This window comes from Micropruina sp., from assembly GCF_047606665.1.
Taxonomy (GTDB): domain Bacteria; phylum Actinomycetota; class Actinomycetes; order Propionibacteriales; family Propionibacteriaceae; genus Micropruina.
In genome coordinates this window covers 43,443-66,048 of record NZ_JASGEF010000033.1, presented here as the reverse complement: position 1 = coordinate 66,048, position 22,606 = coordinate 43,443, and the positions used below count along the sequence as shown (strand labels likewise).

The following is a 22,606-nucleotide window of genomic DNA, read 5'->3' as shown; positions in this document are numbered from 1 at the left end:
GAGTGGGGGCGCTAAGGTGCTGGCGAAAGCCCCGTCCACAGCGAGGAGAGTCATGGCCGAGCGATCCGCGCGCAAGCGGGTGCTGTTCCTGTTCTCCGACACCGGTGGCGGGCACCGTTCGGCAACGCTGGCGCTGATCGAAGCCCTGGGGCTGGAGTATCCCGACACCTTCGACTGCAAGATGGTGGACGTCTTCCGCGACTATCTGCCGGCCCCGCTGCGGTACGCGCCCGAGATGTACCCGCCGATGACCAAATTCCCCGAGACTTGGGCGATCTCGTACAAGGCGACCGACGGCAAACACCGCTCGCGCGCGGTGATCCGGGTGCTGTTCCCCTACGTGGCGCGGGCCATCCGGCGGCTCTACCGGGAGAACCCGGCCGACATCATCGTGTCGGTGCACCCCCTGGTGAACACCGGCGTGCTGCGCACCATGAAGTCGAACCCGACGCCGTTCATGACGGTGGTCACCGACATGGTCACCACGCACGCGTTCTGGTTCGACCGCCGCGCCGACCTGGTCGTGGTGCCCACCAAAGAGGCCCGCGAGGTAGCCGTCGAGTACGGCATTCCCGAGGGCAACGTCCGGGTGGTCGGTCTGCCGGTCGCCGAACGCTTCCGGGTGCCGCCCGCCGACCCGATGGCGTTCCGGGACGCCCAGGGCTGGCGCCGCGACCTGCCGGTGATCCTGGTGGTCGGCGGCGGCGACGGGATGGGGCCGATGGAGGCCGTCGTCCGCGCGATCAACGAGGCCCGGATGCCGGCCACCCTGGTCGCCATCTGCGGTCGCAACGAGGCCCTGCAGGAACGATTGCGGGCCCTGCCCTGGACCATGCCGCACCACATCTACGGCTTCACCACCCAGATGCCCGAGTTCATGGCGGCGTCCGACATGCTGGTCACCAAGGCGGGTCCGGGCACGATCAGCGAGGGCCTAATCGCCGGCCTGCCGCTGGTGCTGTACTCGCGGCTGCCCGGTCAAGAGGACGGCAACGTCGCCTACGTGGTGAAGAAGAAGGCCGGCGTCTGGGCGCCGCGTCCGCATCAGGTGGTGGAGGCGGTGCAGCGCTGGGTGAACGATCCGGCAGCCATGCGGGCCGCCGCCGAGGCCAGCCGCCGGGTGGCCAAGCCGGACGCCGCCCGGCAGATCGCCCGGATCATCGCCGACCGGGCCGGGGTCTACTCCTAGGCTCGTCACGAAACCCGATCCGGCTCGCGCCGGGATCCCGCGCCACGACCGTCGTCGTCACGGGGAACGTTGCACTCCGGCGTCATCCCGGCGAACGCCGGGATCTCTGGACGGATCCGAGCGCAGGAATGAGATCACGGATCAGGACGTGTCGGTCTGGAGCAAGTCGATCAGGTGCGGGATGACTACTACTCGTCGAAGCTGTTCACCATGAAGTGCGCCGCCCGGACCAGGTAGTCGCGGATCTCGGCATCTGCCTCGGGATCGAGGTCCAGGCCGTCCAGGGCGGCCAGCATGTGGTGCAGCCAGCGGTCCCGCTGGGTCGGCGTGACGGCGTAGGGGGCGTGCCGGATCCGCAGCCGCGGGTGGCCGCGCTGCTCGCCGTAGGTCTTCGGGCCGCCCCAGTACTGTTCCAGGAACATCCGCAGCCGATCGGCGGCCGGTCCGAGGTCTTCCTCCGGGTACAGCGCCCGCAACGGCGGGTCGTCGGCGACGCCGGCGTAGAAGGCGTCGACCAGGGCCACGAAGGTCGGGTGTCCGCCGACTCGCTCGTACATGCTCTGCGGGGCAGACTCCATCCCATCATGCTATCGGTCGACACGCCGGTCCTTGGGAATATTGGTGGAGTTGACTAGTCTGGTTTGCCGGGTTGTGTTGAGCCCATAGACGTAGACGAGTGACAAGTGACTGAGACGAAGACCGCAGAGAAGACCGAACCCAACAAGATCGATCCCACCAAGGCCGAACCGACCAAGACGGCCGCCGAGGCCGACGACAAGCCCAAGCTCTTCAACCTCACCCAGATCGCCGGGGGCGCGCTGGCCGCCATCACCACCGCGGCCGTCGGCTCCCGATTGGGCTACGGCGGCACCCTCGCCGGTGCCGGCATCGCCAGCGTGCTCGCGGCGTTGGCCAGCACCCTCTACACCAAGGGCCTGGAACGGACCCGCGACGGGGTCAAGAAGATCGTCCGCCGGGACGCCGACGGCGAGCCCGAGCCCGAGGTCGAGCTCGTGGCCAACGCGGAGCCGGCCGCGCGGAAGGCCCGCTGGGTGCGTCCGGTGGCCGTGGTCGGCGGAATGGTCGCCACCGCTGGAATCACCTTCGTGGTCGCGATGGGCGTCGTCACCGGCTGGGAGTTCGGCACCGGCAAGACGCTCGACGGCCGCACCGGCACCACGATCGGCCAGGTCAGCAACCGGCAGACCGCCAAGCCGACGCCGTCAGCGAGCGTCAAAGCGACCACAAAGCCCACGGTGAGCGCCACCCCGTCCGCGACCGAGACGCCCACGGCGGCCCCGTCCGCGACCAGCACGCCGACGGCCACCCCGACGCCGAGCGCCACCAGTTCCGCGTCTTCGCAGGCGCCGGCGGAGGCCGACAGCCTCCCCAGCAGCAACGACTGACACACTGACCGGGTGACCATTCACGACAGCCATCCGTTCGCCACCGGACAGCCTCGGCGTCCGCTGCGGCGGTTCCGCGGACGCCTCCCGGCGCCGGTCACCATCTGGGCGGCACGAGGCGGCGAGGGGCCGGCGGGGCTGACCGTGTCGTCAATGCTGGTCGCCGACGGCGAACCCGGCGAGGTGGTCGGGCTGATCGACCCTGCTTCGGAGCTCTTCCAGGCGTTGCTCGACAACCGGCGCTGGGCGGTCAGCCTGCTCTCCTACGGCGACCGGCGCCTCTCGGACGCGATGGCAGGCCTGACCCCCGCGCCCGGAGGGCCCTTCCGGCTCGCTCAATGGCGCGACACCGAATGGGGACCGGTGCTGGCCACGTCGCCCGGTTGGCTGGGTGCCCGGCTGCTCGACGAACCGGTCGAGTCGGGCTGGTCGATGCTGGTGCGAGGCGTGGTGGAGTCCGTCGAGATCGACGAATCGGTGGCTCCGGTGGCCTACCTGCGGGGGAGTTACCGGCAACTCTGAGTTTCCTCGCCCAAAGTGGTGTATTGCCTAGCAGGACTAATGTTCAGGCTCTTATGTCGCGCGCTCGGCAAATCCCGCGGATCCTGGTTTACTGGGCACTGATCGGATCCGGCGGACGACCAGAGGAGCGCGATGAGCCCCGGTTGGATGATTCTCGCCTCGTTGGCCGGAGTGCTCGGAGTGAGCGGGATCTTCGTCGTCCAGGACGCCCTGCGCCGGCACCGCTCCGCGCGTCGGCGCCGGCTTCGCGAGGCCGGACGGCTGGAGCCGCTGGAGGTCTTCGACGCCGCCGACTCACCACCTGGTGCGGCCCCGATCCAGGCTGTTCAGCGGCCCCTCGCCGGTGGTCGAGAAGGCGTCTGGGAGCCACAACAGGTAAAGGGCCACGGCGGTGATCAGGGCAACCACGCCGATGGGCGGCCCGGCAAGGGCGACCACCGCCGGTAGCGCGCCGTCACGGCGGATCGGCGAGCGGCTCAGATAGCCGGAGCCGGCCAGGAACGCCACCAATCCGACGAACGCGAGGAAGCCCGGCACGCCGACGCCGAACAGCGGACGAAGCGGAAGGGCCAGCCAGCCGGCCGCGATCAGCAGCAGGATCGCCGCGATCGCCAACCCCCTGACCACCCAGATGTCGCTGGCCCGGACCACCGGGGCCTGGCCTTCGGGGAGGAACGAGGCGTCCTGCGCACGGGGCGGGAGGGCCGTCGGATATGCCGGATCGGGTGCCACGCCATGCGGCTGCAGCCGGCTCAACCGGGTCGCGAGGACCCCGGCGACCCCGAGCACGACCAGGGCCATCGCCAGCACGATCCAGGCCGCCAGCGGAAACGGCCGCCCGCCGACGTTCTCGGCCAGCCAGCCCAGGGCGAGCCAGGCCCCCACGGTCGCCGCGGCCAATGCGGCGAAACCGGCTCGGCGGTGCCGGTAGTAGCGGGTCAGCGAGACACCTGCCCAGAGCACCAGCGACCGGAACCAGGGAGCGCGGTACTGGCCGGCCTCCGGGTCGCGCAGTGCGGCATAGAACACCTCGTCGGCGGCCGACGACCGGTCGAACCGCTCCGCCTCGGGGGCGGGATCGGCCAGCGAGGCGACGTGATCGTGAACCAGGACGGCCAGCGTGTGGCGTCCGTAGCTGGCCACCAGCCCCCACAGCACACCGGGGACGCTGGCCAGGTCCGTCGAACCGGACGGGATGTGCAGCCAGTGCTGCTCGCCGTCCGCGGGCTGCCCGGCCGGCCGCTGCTCTGCGCTGGGCAGCAGGGCGTCCAGTTGCGGCGGCAGCGGACGGAAGGGCGCGTACCAGAACGGCGTCGTCAGGGTGAACCGGCGTGGGGTGTCCACCCGCAGTTGGACGCCGGTCGTGCCAGGCCCGGCGCCGTCGGGAAGTGCGTACGGCATGCCCGACTATCGACCGGCGCCGCAGTCGGTGGCAAGTGCGGCGCTTGCTGTCGGACCCACCTGGCACTATGGGCGGATGAGTGACGACCCCGGCCCATCGGCGCTTGCCGTCGAGATCGCCGGGCTGTGCAAGAGCTACGGAGCGATCAAAGCCGTCGACCAGCTGACCATGACCGTGCCGTCCGGAGGCGTCCATGGCTTCCTCGGCCCGAACGGCTCCGGGAAGACCACCAGCATTCGCATGCTGCTCGGCCTGATTCCCGCCGATTCGGGGACGATGCGGCTGTTCGGCGAGCCGGTGCCGCAGCGGCTGCCGCAGGTGATCGACCAGGTGGGCGCCATCGTCGAGCAGCCGAAGTTCTTCGACACCTTCTCGGCGCGGAAGAACCTGGCCTTGCTGGCGCAGGCGATCGGTGCGCCGCTGTCGCGGGTCGGCGAGGTCCTCGAGCAGGTCGGTCTGGCCGGACGCGAGCGCGGGGATTTCCGCACCTACTCGCTGGGCATGAAGCAGCGGCTGGCGGTCGCCGCCACCCTGCTGAAGGATCCGCAGCTGCTGATCTTCGACGAGCCGACCAACGGCCTCGACCCGCAGGGCATCCACGATTTCCGCGCCACCATTCGCCAATTGGCCGACGGAGGCAAGACGGTGCTGGTCTCCAGCCACATCCTGGCCGAGGTGCAGCAGGTGGCCGACACGGTCACCATCATCGCCCGCGGCCGCACCCTCGCCGAGGGCCCGGTGGCCACCCTGTTGGCGGCCGGCAGCGACCCGGTCCGGGTGGTGGTGGCCGATCCGCAACGGGCGACCGGCGTGTTGCAGGCGGCCGGGCTCGGTGTGCAGCCGGCCGCCGGGGCGCTGCTGGTGACCAGGTCCGACGGCCCGCTCGACCCGGCCGTGGTGGCCCGGACGCTGGGCGAGCAAGGGCTGTGGGTGAGCGAGCTCGGCGTCCAGCGCCGCAACCTGGAACAGGTGTATCTGGAACTCACCGGAACGGTCGGGGGTGCGGCATGAACCGGCTGATCGGTGCCGAGCTGAACCGCTGGTTCAGCCGCCGGCTGGTCTGGGTGGTGCTGCTCAGCGGCGCGCTGCTGGCCGTCCTGATCGTGGCCGGGGCGGCCATCAGCACGCGTCCGATGCAGGGCGCGGAGCTCGCGGCGGCCGAACAGGAATATGCCGAAGCGCTGAAGGAAGCCGAGCAGATGCATGCGGAGTGCCTGAAGGAGGCGACCTTCCCACAGGAGTGCGACGGCATGTGGACGCCGGAGCGGGACGACTTCGTCCGGCAGCCGCCGGCGTACGCCGACCTGGCCGGCGGCATGGCACAGGCCGGCACGATGATCGCCGCCTACGCCGCGCTGCTGCTCGGGGCGTCCTTCATCGGTGCCGAGTTCAAGACCGGCAGCCTGGGCACCTGGCTGACCTTCGTACCGTCCCGGATACCGGTGCTGGTCAGTAAGGCGGTGGCGACGCTGGTCGGAGTGGTGACGCTCGGAGTGGTGGTGATCGGCCTCTTCCAGGCCGGGGCGGCCGGCATCGTGCTGGCCTGGTCGGGCGCGGACGCCTTGCAGCCGGCACCCGATGCCTGGGCTGTCGCCGGCCGGGGTGTGGTGCTGACGCTGCTCGCGGGCCTGACCGGTTTCGGCTTGGCCGCCCTGTTCGGCAGCACGGTCGGGCCGATCGGCGTGCTGCTCGGCGCGATGGTGTTCCAGTGGGTAGCGGTGCCGATCATCATGCTGTTGGGCCTGCCCGGCTACCTGCAGGCGGTGCTGCCCGACCCGAATATGCAGGCCTTCCTGAACGGCGGCATCGACATCGACTACAGCGAGCGCGGTCCCGACGGCATGACGATCGACCGCACCTTCGAACTCGGTCTGGGCCAGGCGTCCGCATACCTCGGCGGGCTGCTCGCCGTACTGCTGGCGCTGGCCGGCTTGCGGTTCGCCAAGCGCGAGATCCGCTAGTCTTCGCTGTCGCGATCAGCGCGCCGCCAGCCGGCGGGTGAGCAGAGTGCCGGCGGCGGTGGCGATCGGGAACACCAGCAGCGACACCACCGGCACCGACAGCAGCAGGAAGACCGGGACGCCGAAGCCCAGCGCCAGCCACGGGTCGCGGGCGAGCAGCCGGTGACGTGCCGCGAACGAGCGGATGCCGCGGCGCCCGGCCGGCGAGCCGGTCATCTCCAGAGTGATCGTCCAGCCGCCGAACAGAGCCGAGGCGATCGCGGCCAAGACGCCGCCGACGCCCGGAATCAAGCCGACCAGCAAGATTCCGGCGCCCGCCGGCAGGCTGATCGCCACGGTCTTGAGCAGATGGGTGAAGGCGGACCACAGGGCGCGCAGCAGACCCTCGTCCGGTGAGGACGCGTAGCTGCCGGCGTATGCGTCCACCTCTTCGGAGATTCGGTCGTACAGGGGCGCGCCCAGCGCCAGCGTGGTTGCGGTGAACAGCAGCACGAGCAGGACGCCGCTGACCGCGACGACCAGCACCGACACGACGGCACGCAGCGCGGCCACGCCCGGCCAGCCTTCCGCGAACGGGGTCAGCCAGACGGCGATCCCCGGAGAGAGGAAGCTGGCACTGGCGAACAGCACCAGGAACAGCACCGTGGTGATCAACGGCGGAATGAGTCCCAGGCCGAAGAGCCGGCGTCGGCGCAGCACGAGGCCGGCGCCGGTGACCACGAGCCCCAGGCCGGACAACAGTCCGGTCGTCGGCTTCGTCCGGGCGCGGGCGGTAGCCGTCGGATTGCCCACGGCCCCCCTCTCCTCAGGCCGAATGCTGCCTGTCACTGTAGGGCACGGTCGCCGATAGTTGTGCAGTCAACAAAAACTCACAGGGCGTTCACAAGCTCGGAGAGGGTCTCCGAGCAGCCGGCGTCCAGACGCAGCGCGGCCAGTTCGTCGGCTCGGGTTGCCCCGCGATTCACGATGGCCACCGGCGTGCCGGCCCGTGCGGCGTACCGGGCGAACCGTAGCCCGGACATCACGGTGAGCGACGAGCCGGCCACCAGCAGGACGTCGGCGGCGTCCACCGCCGCGTAGGCGTCGGCGACCCGCGGCGCCGGGACGGATTCGCCGAAGAACACCACGTCGGGCTTCAGCACCCCGCCGCACACCTCGCATGGCAACACCACGAAGTCACCCCAGTGCTCGACCACGGCGTCGCCGTCGGGACGCAGCCGTCCGTCGTCCATCTCGGCCCGGCCGGCCGGGAGCGAACCGTCGAGGTCGGGGTTGGCCGCCTCCAGCCGGCGCTGCAACGTCGTCCGGGACGACAGGGCGCCGCAGTCCAGGCAGAGCACCCGGTCGATCCGGCCGTGCAATTCGAGGACGTCGGGGGTGCCGGCGGCGGTGTGCAGCCCGTCCACGTTCTGGGTGATCACCGTGGTCAGGCCACGGTCGGCGAGCGCCGCCAGCGCCCGGTGGCCGGCGTTGGGCCGAGCCTGGCCGAAGCTGCGGAAGCCCAGCAGCGAGCGCGCCCAGTAGCGGCGCCGGACGTCCGCGGAACGCAGGAACTCGTCGTACTGGATCGGGCTGGTGGGACGCGACCCCGCCCCGCGATAGTCGGGAATGCCCGAATCGGTGCTGATCCCGGCACCGGTGAGCGCCACCCAGCGTCGCCCGCGCACCAGTGCCGCCAACTCGTCCACGCTCACGCCCGTATTATCGCCGCCCCCGCGACGGCGGCGGACGCGGCGCTAGTGTGGCCGGATGCCGGTACCTGACTTCATCCTCGACCTGCGCGCCAAGGTCGGCCACGACATGCTTTGGCTGTCCGGTGCGACCGCGGTGATCCTGCGCGACGGCACGGACGGTGCCGAGGTGCTCCTGGTGCGGCGCAGTGACGACGGGGCATGGTCGCCGGTGTGCGGCATCGTCGATCCGGGCGAGGACCCGCATGTCGCCGCGATCCGCGAAGCGGCCGAGGAGGCCGGTGTCCTAATCGCCGTGGAGCGGCTGGCCTGGCTGAACGTGACCGATCCGGTCGTCTACGCCAACGGGGACGTCACCCAGTACATCGATCACACCTTCCGCTGCCGGTGGCTGTCCGGAGAGCCGGTGCCGGTCGACGGCGAGGCCACCGAGGCGCGTTTCTTCCCGCTGGACGCGTTGCCCGATATGCCGCGCAACTACGCCGAACGCATTCAGGTCGTGCTCGCCGACCGCGCCGAGACGGTGCTCGGCCGCGACTGGCCGGCAGCGTCGACCGAGGTACCGACCGAGGTTCAGCGTCCGGGCCGCGCGATCTCCCAGCGGAACCCGACCACGGTGTGATCCAGCGCCGGATAGTTGCGGTGCACGGACTTCTCGGCGTCCAACTCGACGCTCTCGGAGTAGGCCGGCGGGGCGTCGAGGGCCGACCATTCGCTGCTCCAGACGCGTCGGGGCAGGCGCAGATGATGGAACTGCACCCGCATGTCGACGTTCGAGATGCGGTCGACGGTCGCCCGCCGGAACTCCGGGGGCGGTGGGGTGCGGTACCAGAAGGTCGTCTCGTACTCGACGAGGGTGGCCTGACCTGCCCGGAGCGGTTCGTTGAGCAGGATGTCGACCGCGTACAGGCCGTCGCCGACCGCGTACGGCTCGCCGCAGCGGCCGCCGCGAACCACCCGGAAGCTGGCGGCGTCGGTGTCGAAGACGCACGGGTAGCGGTCGAGGTCCTCCTCGGCGCGAATCACCTGGACGGTGCGGTGCGACTCGGGCAGGCCGTCCGGGCCGATCCTGTGGCAGTCCTTCAGTGAGACCGTCCGGTGCCGTCGCGGCGGCAGGACGCCGGGGCGGACCAGTGCGCGGCGGGCGCCGATCAGCGTGCCACCGGCCCCAGCCGAGCCGGTCAGGTGCAGCAGGGTGGCGGTGTCGCCCGGCTTCATCTCGAATGCCTCGGTGAACCAGCGCAGGGTGGCGAGGCTCAGCGAGTTGCCGCCCAGGGCGCGGTAGACCCGGTCTTTGAGCTTGCGAGGCAGTAGTTCGTCGTCGGCGGACTCCAGTCCGTTCGCCCACATGTACTCGGCGAGGACCTGGCAGATGCCGCTCTGATGCAGGGCATGCGCTTGCCGACGCCCGATCCGTGCCTGCCACCTGCACGCGTAGTCGGGTTCGAGCAGTAGTTCGCGGAGCTTCTGCGAGGTGTCCGCGAGAGCTTTCCTGTCCAACGGGACCTTCTTCTGGGGGTGGTTTTTAGGAGAATGTTAGTGACAGAAGGTTTGTTCGACTAACGATCTTCGGAGAAAACCTCAGGGCTGGCCGAACGGATAGCAGGACACGCCCGAGCCCACCCCGATGGGGGTGGTGCGCCTCACCCGTGCCGTCGCACACTCGGAACAGGACGACCGAAGGAGGCAGACCATGACCACGCAGCCACCCATTCCGCCCACCAACGCCGTGCCCGACCTGATCGCAGCCGTGCCAGAAGTGATCGGATCCGCGCCCAGTGCCGACTCCGCCGACTCTTTCGACGAGGGCCTGGTGATCATTCAGGACACCCCGGTGATCGACGCCACCAAGCTGAGCGAGTCGTCGTCCGACCAGGGCTGACTAGCAGGGAAGCGCTTCCCTAGAGTTCCGGCGTCAGTCTCCGGATGAACTGCTCGGACTCGGTGAAGATCAGTTCGGCGTCGTTGTCCATGGTGGCGACGTGGTAGGAGTTCTCCAACATCACCTGGGTGACGTCGGTGGAGCCGGCCCGCTTCAGGAAGGTCTGCCACGAGATCGGCGGAATGACGTGGTCTTCGCGCGAGGTGAACAGCAGCACCGGCAGCCGCAGTTGGGGCAGGTCCTCCACCACGATTCGCCAGAGCCGGGTCTGGCTGTACATCGACTGCAACGGGTTGCGGTCGTAGGCCAACTCGACCACGCCCGGCTTCTTGATGTCGCCGGCGATGCCGCCCAGCGACGGAATCACGTGCCGTAGCACCGGCAACACCTTCAGGGCGGGGCTGGTGTGCGCGAAGATCGGGTTGACCAGCACCAGGCCGGCCAGAGCCGGCTTCTCCTGAGCCAGCTTGGTGGCGAGCAGCCCGCCCATCGACAGCCCGCAGGCGAAGACCGTGCGGCACCGGCCGGCCAGTTGCTCGTAGGCGAGGGCGAGTTCGCCGTACCAGTCCTGCCAGCCGGTGGCATTCAGGTCGCGCCAATGCGTCCCCATGCCGGGCAGCAGCGGCACCCGCACCGAGTAGCCGGCGGACGCCAGATGCTCCGCCCAGCCGCGCATCGACTGCGGGGTGCTCGGGTAGCCGTGGCACAGCACCACCCCGACGTCCGAACCGTCCACGCTGATCGGTTCCGCTCCCGGCATGATCTTCATGGCGTCATCATGGCGCACCGGACGCGAAAGCCGGCGGCATCGACTCGATGCCGCCGGCTCGGCGTTCAGAAGACGAACGTGGCCTTCAGAGTGATCGGAATGCTGGCCAGTGCGCCGGACACCGGGCAGCCGGTCTTGGCGTTCTCGGCGAACGTGAGGAACTCCTCTTCGGTCAGGCCGGGCACCTTGGCCACCACGGTCAGGTCGCTGCCGGTGATGCCCTGGCCGGGCTGGAAGCCGACGACCGCCGTGGTGTCGACCGACTCGGCCGGGGTGCCGTTGCCGGCCAGTGCATGTGACAGCGCCATCGAATAGCAGGCTGCGTGGGCCGCTGCGATCAACTCTTCGGGATTGGTGGTTCCGGCACCGGCCTCGGCCCGCTTCGCCCACTTCAGGTCGAAGTGGGCGACGCCGGAGGTGACCAGATCGACGCTGCCGGCGCCCTCGATCAGGCTGCCTTCCCAGTGGGCCTGTGCAGTGCTCTGTGTTGCCATGAAGCTGCTCCTTCTGTGCGGAATCGGCGGACGGACGTCCCCCTTTGTCGTCCCGAGGCTGGCCTACCTCCTGACCTTCACAGTGCCCGTCGCGGCGGTCAGCCCGGTCACATCCGTCACAGTACCGCTGCCGTCGCGGGCGTCGGCCTTGAGCGTCCAGGTGTAGCTGCCGGCGGCTACCTTCTTGCCTTTGGCGTCGCAGCCTTCCCAGTTCGCTTTGCGGAGCCAGGGCGAATGCGGCAACCGGTTCGCGAGTTCTCATGAAACTTTCAGCTGGCCAGGAGATCGTCGATCTGGCCCATCGCGGCCGTCGCGCCCTCGATCATTCCCATGTCGAGCACCTGCTGCAGCGCCTCGGCGCTGCGATAGGTCGCCACGAAGGTGGCACGGGTGCCGCCCTCGTGCGGCGCGAACGAATAGACGTTCTGCGACTCGGGCAGGTCGGTGTTGGGGGTGAACTCCTGATCGGCGAAGCCGTCCGCGAAGGCGAAGAAGTCCGGTTCGGAGACCTCGGTGATGCGCCAGTAGCCGCAGAACTTCTCGCCCTCGGGGCTGGTCATGTAGTAGTTCATCACCCCGCCCGGGCGCAGATCGTGGTCGACGAAGGTGGCGGGATACCCGGGCGGCCCCCAGATTCGCTCGAGCTGGCGGGGGTCGGCATAGATCTGCCAGACCCGCTGCACGCCGGCGGCGAAATCGGCGACGATCGTCAGGGACAGGGCATCGAGGTCGGTGGTGACGTCGACAACAGGCATGGTCACTCCTTGAGTTGGTTGAGTAGGTCGTCGATCCGGGCGACTCGGGCGCGCCAGACCTCTTCGAGTTCGGCCAGCAGCCGGCCGGCCGAACGAACCATCTGCACGTCGCCGCTGGCCAGCGCCTCGCGGCCCTGCCGACGCTTGGTCAACAATCCCGCCCGCTCGAGGACGGCAACGTGCTTCTGCACGGCGGCAAAGCTCATCTGGTAGCTCGTCGCCAGCGTGCTGACCGAGTGTTCGCCGGCCAGCACGCGGCGCAGGATGTCGCGCCGGGTGCGGTCGGCGAGCGCATGGAACAGGGCGTCCGCCCGGTCGTCGTCGCTCTCGATCACGCAACAAACCTACAACCGAATGGTTGTAGATTGTCAACACCTGCCGCGTTTACCAGCCGTTTATGGATCGGCGGAAGCCTTGACCAGGCAGGACGCGAGTAGGGGGGCTTGCGAAGCCGCGCGGGGGTGCGGCCGTGGTGGGGAGCCGTACGGGGGTTCGGCTCCTCACCAGCGAGCGGACGCCGCACGTAGCATGGCGTCGATGAGAACGAGCCGGCTGCAGTGAGCGAGAACGACCCAGGCGAACCGCTGGACCCGATTCGCACCTTTGCATCGCTGGCGGTCCCGAACTACCGGCTGCTCTTCTTGGGCTCTCTTAACTCCAACGTCGGCACCTGGATGGCGCGGGTCGCCCAGGACTGGCTGGTGCTCACTCAGCTCACCGATCACTCCGCCACCGATCTGGGCTACATCACCGCGCTGCAGTTCGCGCCCGGCGTCCTGGTCGCGCCGTTCGCCGGGGTGGTGGCCGACCGCTTCGGCAAACGCCGGATCATGCTGGTCACCCAGTCCGGCACCGCGCTGGTCTTCGCCGTGCTGACCGCGCTGGTGGCCACCGGCGCCGTCCAGCTGTGGCACGTCTACGCCAGCGCGACCATCGCCGGAGTGCTGTGGGGTTTCGACGCGCCGGCGCGGCAGGCGTTCGTCTCGGAAGTGGTGCCCGACCACCTGCTCGGCAACGCCGTGGGACTGAACAGCGCCTCGTTCAACGGTGCCCGGCTGCTCGGCCCGGCCATCGCCGGGGTGATGATCGCCTGGATCGGCATCTGGCCGGTGTTCGCCGTCAACACGGTAAGTTTCGCCGCCGTGCTGCTCGGCCTTTTCCTGATGCGGACCGATCACCTGCATCCGGCGCCGATCCGTCGCGGACGCGGTGCGATCCGCGAGGGCATGGCGTACGTCGCGCGCCGACCCGACCTGCAGCTGGTGCTGTTCTGCATCTTCATGCTCGGCACCTTCGGGCTGAACTTCCAGATCACCAACGCGCTGATGGCCACCAAGGTGTTCGGCGTCGGCCCGGACGGCTACGGCCTGCTCGGCTCGGTGATGGCCTCCGGCACGCTCGCCGCCGCACTGCTCGCCGCCCGGCGGAGGCGTCCGCGACTGCGGCTGGTGGTCGGCGGCCTGGCCGCCTTCGCGGTGGTCACCACCGCGCTCGCCTTGGCCCCCGACTATTGGAGCTACGCCGTGCTGCTGGTGCCGACCGGACTCACCTCGCTGACCGTGATGACCGCCGCGAACACCACCGTGCAGCTGACCACCGCACCCGAGATGCGCGGCCGGGTGATGAGCCTCTACATGGCCATCTTCACCGGCGGGACGCCGCTGGGCGCCCCGCTGATCGGCTGGGTCGGGGACGCATGGGGGCCACGCTGGACGCTGCTGGTCGGGGCGATCGCCACCGGGCTGGCGGCGCTGGTCGCGGCCGGCTACCTGTGGAACCGGATGGGACGGCCCACCCGCCTGCCGGCCTGAGATTTTCGCCAGGTTTACGCCTGGTTTATCCACCGTCGAGACGCTGAGCCATGGCTGAGCACAAGGTCCCCAGGTCGCACCTGCCGTGGGCGGCTGGCGGGGGGCTAGGGTACGGATCGGCAGATTTCCTCGTCCCCCGGAGGTCAGATGGCTGCGGTCGACTTCCGTGTGCTCGGCCCGGTCGGCGTGACGGTGGACGCCGAGCCGCAGCGGCTGCGTCCGATGGAGGCGACGGTGCTCGCCGTGCTGCTGGCCGACCACAACCATCCGGTCACCCTCGACGTCCTGATCGACCGGGTCTGGCGCGGGCGTCCGCCGCGGACGGCGAGCACGGCGATCCGGGTGCACATCGACCGGTTGCGAGCGGCGATGCGGCGCCAGGAGGTGTCCAGGCTGGTGTCCACGGCCGGCGGGTACCGGCTGGTCGTCGAGCCCGACGAACTGGACGCCCAGCGCTTCGACGACGCGCTGCGCCGCGGCCGCGAACTGGCCGGGCTCGACCCGCGCGCGGCCGGGCAGCAGCTCCGCGACGCGTTGGTGCAGTGGCACGGGACGCCGTTCGGCGCGATCGAGGGAATCGAGTCGATCGATGTGATGCGTAGCTACCTGGAGAGCCGGCGGGCCGAGCTGCTGGTCGAACTGGCCGCGGTCGAACTGGCTGCCGGCCGGCACGCCGCGGCGGTCGCCGACCTGCGGCGTTGGTGCGTGGAGTTCCCCGAGTCGGAGGCGTTGGCGTCCAGCCTGGTGCTGGCGCTGTACCGCAGCGGCGACCAGGTCGCCGCGCTGGAGGAATGCCGAGCGTTCACCGAACGCTTCTCGGCCGACTACGGCCTGGACGCCGGACGCGCCTTCCGGCGGCTGGAGAACGATCTGCTCAACCAGCACCCACGGCTCGACCCACCGGTCCAGGCCGCCGTCACGGTGTCGTCCGCGCCGATCGGCCGGCAGCATCTGGTGGACGCCGTGACTCGCTTGCTGGCGGCCCCGCGGCCGCCGGCGCTGATCGCGCTGGGCGGACGCCCCGGCATCGGCGTGACCACCGTGCTGAACCACCTCGCCCGGGCGCTGCCCGGCGCCGTGCTGCTGCCGCCGGATCCAGGTGCGGTCGCCGGCCTGGCGGACGCCGTCGGCGTCCCCTTGACCGGAAGGTCGGCCGGCGACCACGCCACTGCGGTGGCGGGTGCCCTGAGTCGCCCGGGCCGGGTACTCATCGTCGATGACCTGGACACCCTGGCTCCGGACACACTGGGCCTGCTGCGGGCACTTGCCCGCTTCCTCGGCATCTGCCCTTTCGTCACCGGTGGGCCCACCCGTCCGCTGGTCGACCATCCGCTGCTCGCCGACGGCTCGATCGCCGCCACCGACTGCGTCGCGCTCGAGGTCCAGCCGCTGGATGACACCGCCGCCCGTGCGCTGGTCGAGTCGCTGGTCTCCGGCGTCCACCCCGGACGGGAGGCACTCATCGAGCGCGTGGTCGCGTCGGCCGGCGGCGACCCCTTCTTGCTGGCAGCGTTGGCGCGCGAGGCCGAGGCGACCGGACGCTGGGTCGACGCCCCGGCGAGCCTGGAGGAATTCGTCCGGCGGAGTGTGGCCAGATTGCCCGCCGGAGGCGCCGAACTGCTCGCTCTGGCCGCCTCGGACCGGCCTGCCTACCTCGATCTGCCGGTGCTGCGCGCGGCGCTGCAGCTGTCTGGCATGGAGTCCGCCGCGCTGGCCGAGGCGGCGCTGGAGGCGGGCCTGCTGATCGAATCGCCGCACGGCCTGGCCTTCCGGCATGCGGGGTTCCGTGAGGTGCTGGCCCGTGGTCCGGTGCCGACAGCCGCGCGCCGGCGGATGATCGATCTGCTCGCCGCCCGTCCCGACCCCGACATCGCGCGGATCGCCCACCAGGCTCGGCAACTCGGCGACACCGGCACCGAGGCGGCGCATTACACCGCCGCGGAGGCTGCCGCCCTGCTGACTGCGGGGTCGCCGCTGGCCGCCGCGGACCGCTATGCCCAGGCGGTCGACCTGGCCCAGCGGGCACACCTCGGGCCGGCACGCTGGCTGCCCTGGGCGCTGGACGCGACGACGGCGCTCACCCTCGGCGGACGCGTCGAGCAGGCGACGACTCGGGCCGGAGAGCTGGCCGCGGTGGCCCGCCGCGCCGGTGCCCCGGCCCTCTTCGCGCGGGCGGCACTGGCCGCGGCCGGACCGTGGGGGGTGCCGATGGGGGCGGACGCTCGGCGGGCCCAGCTGCTGCTCGGCGAGGCGCTGGAGTGGCTGCCTGCCGACCAGGCCGCGTTGCGCGTCCGGCTGATCGAGAGCTACCTGCGGGTCGGGATGACCGGCGACGCCACCATGTTGGCCGCCCTGGGCGAGGTGGAGCCCGAGATCGCCCAGCGAGCAACCGACCCCGACCCGGCGATCGCCCTGGATGCGCTGCGGGCATTGCACTCGTTGACTTGGCCGCGGCAGCAGCCGCCCCGGCGCCGTCTGGAACTAGCCCAGCGAATGGCCGTTGCCGGCGCTCGGGTCGACAGCGCCGGGGCCGAGTTGGAGGCCCTGCGCCTCGTGGTGGGCGCGCACGTCGCGCTCGCCGACCGGTTCGGGGCCTCTGCCGCCGTCCACGACTATGCCGGACGTGCCGAGGCAACAGGTTCGGTGCTGCACCGCTGGTGGGCCACGCTCCAGGCCGAGATGCTCGCCACTCTGGCCGGGCGCCGATCGTCCGCCGAGCGCCACGCCCGCCAGGCGCAGGCGCTGCAGGCGGGTGTCGACCCCGAGACGGTGGTGATCGCGAGCCACGAACGGATGCTCAGCGACGCCTTGCGCGACGGTCGGCTGGCCGACCTGGCGCCGGTCCTGGACACTCTCGACGACGAGATCTCCGGCTTCGATCCGCTGTACCAGATCGCAGCCGCCGCGATAGCCGCCGCAGTGGGGGAGCCGGTGTCCGTCGATCACCTCGAGCAGCTCTGGGGTGACGTCCGAGGCACCTTCCGGGCGGCTGCCGGTGCCGGTCTGATCGTGTCGGCACTCGGCCGCACCGAACCTCCGACCGGGTTCGCCGATGAACTGGCCGGCGAGCTGGCTGTCTACGGTGGCGGCTGGCTCGTCATCGGTGGGTCTGCGGGGATCGGTCCTGCGGACTTCCACCTGGCCCGGTTGCTGAGGCTGCGCGGGAGGCTCGACGAGAGCATCCGGCACGCCCGGTTGGCGACGTCCGTGGCCCACAAATTCGCACCCACCTGGGTTCGGTTCACACAGAAGGAGACCCCCGATGCCTAAAGGCGGACCGATCGAAGAGTACTTCGACGACGACACCACGCAATTCGTCCTGCAATGGAACGACTGGTCGACCGATGACGACCGACAGCAGGTCTATCGGGACGCCTGGGAGGAGGTCCGGCGTGGGCGCTCGGCGCTCGCCTTCATCACGGCGGTCGCGAACGTCAAGAACGTTCCCGTACCGGAGCACATCCAGCACTATCTGACCAGGCACCGGGACTTCTCCGACACCTTCCAGAAGGCATTCAAGAAGGTGCGCAAGCACAACTGGCGGCTGGGTGTCGTGGTCGATCAGACCAACGTCACCGAATTTCCACCGGAGGTGACGCTGCTGAAGGACCGCGCCGCGCAACTGGTGGTGCTCTACGTGGTCGGCGACGCCTCCCTCTGAACTCCGGCTCAGCCTCCGGACTTGCGCCGGAACTGCCGCTTGCCGCCCTGGGCGTGGGTGCTCTTGCCCGTGCCTCGGGCGGCATCGGTGTGGTCGGCGCCGGCGTGCTGGCTCTGCTGCTTGCGTTCCAGGGCGGCCTTGAAGGCGGCCTTGGTGTCGGCGTTCGGATCGGTTTCCGGCATCGTTGCCTCCTTGCTCTTTGGCCTTGCTCTTTGGCGCGAGGACACCACTGTAGGGGGTGAGTCGCGATAGCCTCGGGCCGTGCTGCTCTCCGACCGCGACATCCGCGCCCAAGTCGACGCGGGACGCGTGCGATTCGACCCGTGGGATCCGGCGATGATCCAGCCCAGCAGCGTCGACGTCCGGCTGGACAAGTACTTCCGGCTGTTCGACAACCACAAATACCCGGTGATCGACCCGTCCCAGGATCAGCCCGAGCTGACCCGGCTGGTCGAGGTGAACCCCGCCGAGGGGTTCGTGCTGCACCCCGGCGAGTTCGTGCTGGGCAGCACCTGGGAGACGGTGACGCTGCCCGACGACCTGGCCGCGCGGGTCGAGGGCAAGTCGAGTCTGGGACGCCTCGGGCTGCTCACCCACGCCACCGCCGGCTTCGTCGACCCCGGCTTCAGCGGCCACGTCACCCTCGAGCTGTCCAATGTGGCGACCCTGCCGATCATGCTGTGGCCCGGCATGAAGATCGGTCAGCTGGCCTTCTTCCAGCTGACCAGCCCGTCGGAGAATCCGTACGGCTCGGCGGTATACGGCTCGCACTACCAGAATCAGCGCGGCCCGACGTCCTCCCGGAGCTTCCAGAACTTCCACCGCGCCGACGTCTGAGGGCGCGATATCCGGCTGTGTCATCCCGGCTTGCCATTTCGTCATCCCGTGCTTGCCACGGGATCTCCGTTCGCCAGCGTGCGAACGGAGATCCTGGCGTTCGCCAGGATGACGACGTTCCGGTCAGCCGAGGACGTCCGGCAGCCCCGCGCTGGGTAGGTCGGCGAAGGCGTCCGTGACCCCGGCGCAGGTGATCGTGCCGGCCACCGTGTTCAACCCCAGCGCCAATGCCGGCGAGTCGACGCAGGCCTGCCGCCAACCCTTGCCGGCCAACTGCACCGCGTAGGGCAGGGTGGCGTTGGTCAACGCCCAAGTGGAGGTGTTCGGCACCGCCCCCGGCATATTCGCCACGCAGTAGAAGATCGAGTCGTGCACGGTGAAGGTGGGGTCGTCGTGCGTGGTGGGGTGCGAGTCCTCGAAGCAGCCGCCCTGGTCGATCGCCACGTCGACCAGCACCGATCCGGGCCGCATCTGCGCCACCATCTCGTTGGTGACCAGCTTCGGCGCACGAGCGCCGGGGATCAGCACGGTGCCGATCACCAGGTCGGCGGCCAACACCTGCTCGCGGACGCTCAGGCTGCTCGACACGATGCCCTGGACCCGGTTGTCGTAGCGCCAGAAGGTCATCCGGAGCTTCTCCAGGTCGGTGTCCAGGATGGTCACGTTGGCGCCCATGCCGAGCGCGATGTTCGCGGCGTTCTGGCCGGCCACACCGCCGCCGAGGACCACTACCTTGGCATTCGGGACGCCGCCGACCGCACCCATCAGCACGCCGCGGCCGCCCTGGGCCTTCATCATCGCGTGCGCCCCGACCTGCGGCGCCAGGCAGCCGGCCACCTCCGACATCGGGTAGAGCAGCGGCAGCATCCCGTTCGGCAACTGCACCGTCTCGTAGGCGAGCGCCGTGGTGCCGGCGGTCAGCAGCCGCTTGGTGAGCGGCCGGTCGGCGGCCAGATGCAGATAGGTGAACAGCACCAGGTCGTCGCGCAGATAGCCGTACTCGGACGCCACCGGCTCTTTCACCTTCATCACCAGCTCGCCGGCGGCCCAGATCGCGTCGGCGTCCGGCACGATGGTGGCGCCCTGGGCCGCGTACTCGGCATCGGCGATCGACGAGCCGAGCCCGGCACCGGCCTGGACGAACACCTGATGGCCGCGCCGGACGAGCTCATGGACCCCGACCGGCGTGATCGCCACCCGGTACTCGTTGTTCTTCACCTCGGTGGGGATGGCAATCCTCATGGCGCTCCTTCGGTCGGCGCTGATGGTGCCAGCAGTGTAGGACCGGCCGCCGACCAAAACCGGCCGCCCAGCAAAACGCCGTGCGCGACGCGCCCGGCGTCCGTCCCATCCCCCGAAGGGTCGGTCGGCCGGCGCGTCGCGCACCATGCGTCCCCCGAAGAAGTCAGACCGCCGAACTGCGCCCCCCAGCTGTTCGGGATCAGTGACTTACAACGACTAGGTAGGGCCGCCCACGGGCCTGATACATCATTCGGCGGGCAATTTCAGGAATTGTCAGCCGCGCAGCCAGACGGTGGTGTCCGATGGCAAGCTGCCATCGGCGTCCAGCTCGCCGGAGGCCAGCAACAGCTCGCCTTCCGGGAGTGCGACCGGGGCGCTGCCCAGGTTCGTCCAGCACTGGAACCTCGCGCCGTCGGCGCCTGCCGGACGGGCGAAGGCCAGCGTCCCGGCCGGGCTGGTCAGCCACTCCAGGGTGCCGTCGCCCAGCGCCGAGAGCTCACGCCGCTGCTGCAACGCCGCCTTGTACAGCTCCAGCGTCGAACCGGGGACGCCGTCCTGGGCGTCCGCGGCGAGCGGTGCCCAGTCGTCGGGCTGGGGCAGCCAGGGCGCGGCCGAACCATCCGGCGAGAAGCCATAGCTGTCGCCCTGTGACGTCCACGGCAGCGGGACGCGGCAGCCGTCGCGGCCCTTGTCGGTGCCGCCGGACTGCACCCAGGTCGGATCCTGCAGCGCCTCGGCGGGGATGTGCTCGGCCTCGGGCAGCCCGAGCTCCTCACCCTGGTAGACGTAGGCGCCGCCGGGCAGCGCGAGCATCAGCAGGGCGGCGGCGCGGGCGCGCCGACGTCCGAGATCGAAATCGGCGGGCAGGTCCTGGAAGTCGAACAGGTGCCGGTCCATCGGCTTCAACAGCCGCTGGTCGCGGGCGTAGCGGGACACCGGACGGCAGACGTCGTGGTTGCCCAGCACCCAGGTGGGCGGGGCGCCGACGGCGGCGTGCGAGGCGATGGTGGCGTCGATCACCGACCGCAGCTGACCGGGCAGCCAGGGCGCCATCAGGAAGTCGAAGTTGAACGCGGTGTGCAGCTCGTCGGGCCGCAGGTAGGCGGCCAGCCGCTGCGGGCGTCCGACCCAGATCTCGCCGCAGAACGCCCGGGCCGGGCTGTACTCGTCGGCGACAGCACGCCACTCGCGGAAGATCTCGTGCACGGCCGGCTGATCCCAGTGCGGATGGTCGTGCTCGGCGTCGTCGGCCAGCGGGAAGGCCAGGCCGTTCAGGTCGGGCAGCTCCCAGTCCTTCTCCAGGCCGTGCGCGACGTCGATCCGGAAGCCGTCGATGCCGCGGTCGAACCAGAACCGCAGGGTCTGCTCGAACTCGGCCCGGACCGCGGGGTGCCGCCAGTTGACGTCCGGCTGGGCGGGGGCGAACAGGTGCAGGTACCACTGGCCGTCCGGGACACGGGTCCAGGCCGGACCGCCGAAGTTGCTCTGCCAGTCGTTGGGCGGCAGTTCGCCGTCGCTGCCGCGGCCCTCGCGGAAGACGTACAGCTCACGTTCCGGGGAGCCCGGAGCGGCCGCCAGGGCGGCCTGGAACAGCGCGTGCTGGTCGGAGGTGTGGTTCGGGACGATGTCGATGATGACCTTGATCCCGGCGGCGTGCGCCTCGGCGATCAGCGCGTCGGCCTCGGCCAGTGTGCCGAAGACCGGCTCGATGTCGCGGTAGTCGCTGACGTCGTAGCCGGCGTCGGCCATCGGCGAGGGGTACCAGGGGCTGATCCAGATCGCGTCGACACCGAGCGCCGACAGGTGCGGCAGCTTGCTGCGGATGCCCGCGATGTCGCCGACCCCGTCGCCGTTGGCGTCGGCGAAGCTGCGCGGATAGATCTGATACACCACCGCATGCCGCCACCAGTCGTCGCCCGCGTTCCGCCCGTTCATGGATCCCCTTTACCGGTATAGTTCTGTATCGGTAAAGATAGTCAGCCGGACGGCCGGCGGCAAGTCGCGGAAGGGAGCCATGCCGAGAGTCACGCTGCAGTCCATCGCCGACCGGGTCGGGGTCAGCCGGATGACCGTGTCCAACGCCTTCTCCCGGCCCGATCAGCTGTCCGCCGACCTGCGTGAGCGGATCCTCGCCACAGCCGCCGAACTCGGCTACCACGGACCCGATCCGGCGGCCCGGTCGCTGGCCACCGGCACCACCGGCGTGATCGGGGTGCTCTGGACGCAGCCGCTGCGGCTGGCGCTGTCCGACGCGGTGACCGCCCGGTTCCTGGGCGCGGTGGCCGACGAGCTCAGTGCGGACGCCCTGGCGCTGACCATGCTGCCGCCCACGGTGCCCGCCCACGACGTCGCGATGGACGGCGCCATCGCCTACTCCTGCGACCTGGACGCCCCCAGCGTGGAGTGGCTGCGGCGCCGCGGGGTTCCGGTGGTGGGCGTCGACATGGCCTGGGACGACGGCGTCCGGGTGACCATCGACGACCGCGGCGGCGCCCGGCAGGCCGCCGCTCATGTCGCGTCGTTGGGCCACACGCGGGTGGCGATCCTGTCCCCGCCGGGCGGCGAACGGATGGCAGGATGGATCGAGGGGTTGGCCGGCATCAAACCGGTGATCAGCTTCGTGCAGGTGTTCGGCGACAACCGTGCCTCGATCGCCGAGCTGCTGCGTCGGCACCGGCCGACCGCGCTGCTGTGCTTCTCCGACCTGGTCGCCGCGGACGCCCTGGCGGCCGCTGGTGAGCTCGGCCTGCGGGTGCCCGAGGACCTCTCGGTGGTCGGGTTCGACGATCATCCGGTGGCGTCCGTCCTCGGCTTGACCACGATTGCCCAAGACCCGGACGCCAAGGGCCGCGCCGCTGCCCAGGCGATTCAGCAGACGCTGGCCCATCGGGCCGACCCCGCGGTGACCGCGCCGCGCGATGTCGAGCTGCCGGTGCGGCTGGTCGTCCGCGGCAGCACCGGAGTTGTCGGAGCCGCCGATTAGC

Annotated in this window: 25 protein-coding genes; 12 read left to right on the top strand and 13 right to left on the bottom strand. The window is 70.3% G+C overall.

What is annotated here, in order from left to right; translation table 11 throughout:
• Positions 1-52: 52 nt before the first annotated feature.
• Positions 53-1,189, top strand: a complete 1,137-nt coding sequence (locus QM619_RS07415; protein ID WP_415106204.1) for an MGDG synthase family glycosyltransferase — start codon at positions 53-55, stop codon at positions 1,187-1,189.
• A 188-nt stretch (positions 1,190-1,377) separates the two neighbouring features.
• On the opposite strand, the gene QM619_RS07410 is transcribed toward QM619_RS07415, so the two are convergent.
• On the bottom strand, positions 1,378-1,767 hold the full coding sequence (locus QM619_RS07410) for a globin (protein ID WP_415106201.1): 390 nt from the start codon (positions 1,765-1,767) through the stop codon (positions 1,378-1,380).
• A gap of 105 nt (positions 1,768-1,872) precedes the next feature.
• On the opposite strand from QM619_RS07410, the gene QM619_RS07405 reads away from it, so the two are divergent.
• Together QM619_RS07405 and QM619_RS07400 are read left to right on the top strand one after the other, a co-directional pair.
• The gene (locus QM619_RS07405) at positions 1,873-2,595 is read left to right on the top strand and encodes a hypothetical protein (RefSeq protein ID WP_415106198.1); all 723 of its coding nucleotides are present in this window, start codon (positions 1,873-1,875) and stop codon (positions 2,593-2,595) included.
• A gap of 12 nt (positions 2,596-2,607) precedes the next feature.
• Positions 2,608-3,117: a flavin reductase family protein gene (locus tag QM619_RS07400; protein ID WP_415106195.1), complete on the top strand. Its 510-nt coding sequence runs from the start codon at positions 2,608-2,610 to the stop codon at positions 3,115-3,117.
• A 294-nt stretch (positions 3,118-3,411) separates the two neighbouring features.
• Here QM619_RS07400 and QM619_RS07395 read toward each other — a convergent pair whose 3' ends face one another.
• Positions 3,412-4,518, bottom strand: coding sequence for a DUF1353 domain-containing protein (locus tag QM619_RS07395; protein ID WP_415106193.1), 1,107 nt, complete (start codon positions 4,516-4,518; stop codon positions 3,412-3,414).
• Positions 4,519-4,594: 76 nt separating this feature from the next.
• Here QM619_RS07395 and QM619_RS07390 point away from each other — a divergent pair, with 76 nt between their 5' ends.
• Positions 4,595-5,530, top strand: coding sequence for an ABC transporter ATP-binding protein (locus QM619_RS07390; protein ID WP_415106190.1), 936 nt, complete (start codon positions 4,595-4,597; stop codon positions 5,528-5,530).
• Positions 5,527-6,480 (top strand): ABC transporter permease subunit, encoded by a 954-nt coding sequence (locus QM619_RS07385; RefSeq protein ID WP_415106187.1) that lies wholly within the window; start codon positions 5,527-5,529, stop codon positions 6,478-6,480. Before QM619_RS07390 ends, QM619_RS07385 begins: the two co-directional genes overlap by 4 nt.
• Positions 6,481-6,495: 15 nt before the next feature.
• On the opposite strand, the gene QM619_RS07380 is transcribed toward QM619_RS07385, so the two are convergent.
• Positions 6,496-7,272 carry an EI24 domain-containing protein gene (locus QM619_RS07380; protein WP_415106185.1) on the bottom strand — a complete coding sequence of 259 codons (777 nt, stop codon included), beginning with the start codon at positions 7,270-7,272 and terminating at the stop codon, positions 6,496-6,498.
• 77 nt (positions 7,273-7,349) lie between these two features.
• Positions 7,350-8,174: an NAD-dependent protein deacetylase gene (locus tag QM619_RS07375; RefSeq protein ID WP_415106182.1), complete on the bottom strand. Its 825-nt coding sequence runs from the start codon at positions 8,172-8,174 to the stop codon at positions 7,350-7,352.
• A 55-nt stretch (positions 8,175-8,229) separates the two neighbouring features.
• Between QM619_RS07375 and QM619_RS07370 the strand changes: the two genes are divergently transcribed.
• Positions 8,230-8,793 carry an NUDIX hydrolase gene (locus QM619_RS07370; protein ID WP_415106179.1) on the top strand — a complete coding sequence of 188 codons (564 nt, stop codon included), beginning with the start codon at positions 8,230-8,232 and terminating at the stop codon, positions 8,791-8,793.
• Here the strand turns inward: QM619_RS07370 and QM619_RS07365 are convergent.
• A complete protein-coding gene (locus QM619_RS07365; RefSeq protein ID WP_415106176.1) occupies positions 8,745-9,671 on the bottom strand; it encodes a hypothetical protein in 927 nt (308 codons plus the stop codon). The two genes, QM619_RS07370 and QM619_RS07365, sit on opposite strands and share 49 nt — an antisense overlap.
• A gap of 193 nt (positions 9,672-9,864) precedes the next feature.
• Between QM619_RS07365 and QM619_RS07360 the strand changes: the two genes are divergently transcribed.
• The gene (locus QM619_RS07360; RefSeq protein WP_415106173.1) at positions 9,865-10,053 is read left to right on the top strand and encodes a hypothetical protein; all 189 of its coding nucleotides are present in this window, start codon (positions 9,865-9,867) and stop codon (positions 10,051-10,053) included.
• A gap of 19 nt (positions 10,054-10,072) precedes the next feature.
• Here the strand turns inward: QM619_RS07360 and QM619_RS07355 are convergent, their stop codons facing one another.
• From QM619_RS07355 to QM619_RS07335, 5 genes are all read right to left on the bottom strand, one after another.
• Positions 10,073-10,822 (bottom strand): alpha/beta hydrolase, encoded by a 750-nt coding sequence (locus tag QM619_RS07355; RefSeq protein ID WP_415106170.1) that lies wholly within the window; start codon positions 10,820-10,822, stop codon positions 10,073-10,075.
• Between the two features lie 65 nt (positions 10,823-10,887).
• On the bottom strand, positions 10,888-11,316 hold the full coding sequence (locus tag QM619_RS07350; RefSeq protein ID WP_415106167.1) for an OsmC family peroxiredoxin: 429 nt from the start codon (positions 11,314-11,316) through the stop codon (positions 10,888-10,890).
• A 63-nt stretch (positions 11,317-11,379) separates the two neighbouring features.
• Positions 11,380-11,559, bottom strand: coding sequence for a hypothetical protein (locus QM619_RS07345; protein WP_415106164.1), 180 nt, complete (start codon positions 11,557-11,559; stop codon positions 11,380-11,382).
• A 26-nt stretch (positions 11,560-11,585) separates the two neighbouring features.
• Entirely contained in the window at positions 11,586-12,071 is a 486-nt protein-coding gene (locus QM619_RS07340) for an SRPBCC family protein (RefSeq protein WP_415106162.1), read from the bottom strand.
• A 2-nt stretch (positions 12,072-12,073) separates the two neighbouring features.
• Entirely contained in the window at positions 12,074-12,406 is a 333-nt protein-coding gene (locus tag QM619_RS07335) for an ArsR/SmtB family transcription factor (RefSeq protein WP_415106159.1), read from the bottom strand.
• Positions 12,407-12,628: 222 nt separating this feature from the next.
• On the opposite strand from QM619_RS07335, the gene QM619_RS07330 reads away from it, so the two are divergent.
• From QM619_RS07330 to QM619_RS07320, 3 genes are all read left to right on the top strand, one after another.
• Positions 12,629-13,882: an MFS transporter gene (locus QM619_RS07330; RefSeq protein WP_415106156.1), complete on the top strand. Its 1,254-nt coding sequence runs from the start codon at positions 12,629-12,631 to the stop codon at positions 13,880-13,882.
• A gap of 147 nt (positions 13,883-14,029) precedes the next feature.
• Positions 14,030-17,152, top strand: a complete 3,123-nt coding sequence (locus QM619_RS07325; RefSeq protein ID WP_415106153.1) for a BTAD domain-containing putative transcriptional regulator — start codon at positions 14,030-14,032, stop codon at positions 17,150-17,152.
• Complete coding sequence (locus QM619_RS07320; protein WP_415106151.1) at positions 17,145-17,543, top strand: hypothetical protein; 399 nt, start codon at positions 17,145-17,147, stop codon at positions 17,541-17,543. The genes QM619_RS07325 and QM619_RS07320 overlap by 8 nt, the downstream gene beginning before the upstream one ends.
• 8 nt (positions 17,544-17,551) lie before the next feature.
• Here QM619_RS07320 and QM619_RS07315 read toward each other — a convergent pair whose 3' ends face one another.
• Complete coding sequence (locus QM619_RS07315) at positions 17,552-17,725, bottom strand: DUF5302 domain-containing protein (RefSeq protein ID WP_415106148.1); 174 nt, start codon at positions 17,723-17,725, stop codon at positions 17,552-17,554.
• Positions 17,726-17,804: 79 nt separating this feature from the next.
• On the opposite strand from QM619_RS07315, the gene dcd reads away from it, so the two are divergent.
• The gene (dcd, locus tag QM619_RS07310; protein WP_415106145.1) at positions 17,805-18,380 is read left to right on the top strand and encodes a dCTP deaminase; all 576 of its coding nucleotides are present in this window, start codon (positions 17,805-17,807) and stop codon (positions 18,378-18,380) included.
• A 123-nt stretch (positions 18,381-18,503) separates the two neighbouring features.
• On the opposite strand, the gene ald is transcribed toward dcd, so the two are convergent.
• The gene (gene ald, locus QM619_RS07305; protein ID WP_415106142.1) at positions 18,504-19,622 is read right to left on the bottom strand and encodes an alanine dehydrogenase; all 1,119 of its coding nucleotides are present in this window, start codon (positions 19,620-19,622) and stop codon (positions 18,504-18,506) included.
• A 273-nt stretch (positions 19,623-19,895) separates the two neighbouring features.
• On the bottom strand, positions 19,896-21,557 hold the full coding sequence (locus QM619_RS07300) for an alpha-amylase family glycosyl hydrolase (RefSeq protein WP_415106139.1): 1,662 nt from the start codon (positions 21,555-21,557) through the stop codon (positions 19,896-19,898).
• Between the two features lie 79 nt (positions 21,558-21,636).
• On the opposite strand from QM619_RS07300, the gene QM619_RS07295 reads away from it, so the two are divergent.
• Positions 21,637-22,605: a LacI family DNA-binding transcriptional regulator gene (locus tag QM619_RS07295; RefSeq protein ID WP_415106136.1), complete on the top strand. Its 969-nt coding sequence runs from the start codon at positions 21,637-21,639 to the stop codon at positions 22,603-22,605.
• Position 22,606: the final 1 nt, after the last annotated feature.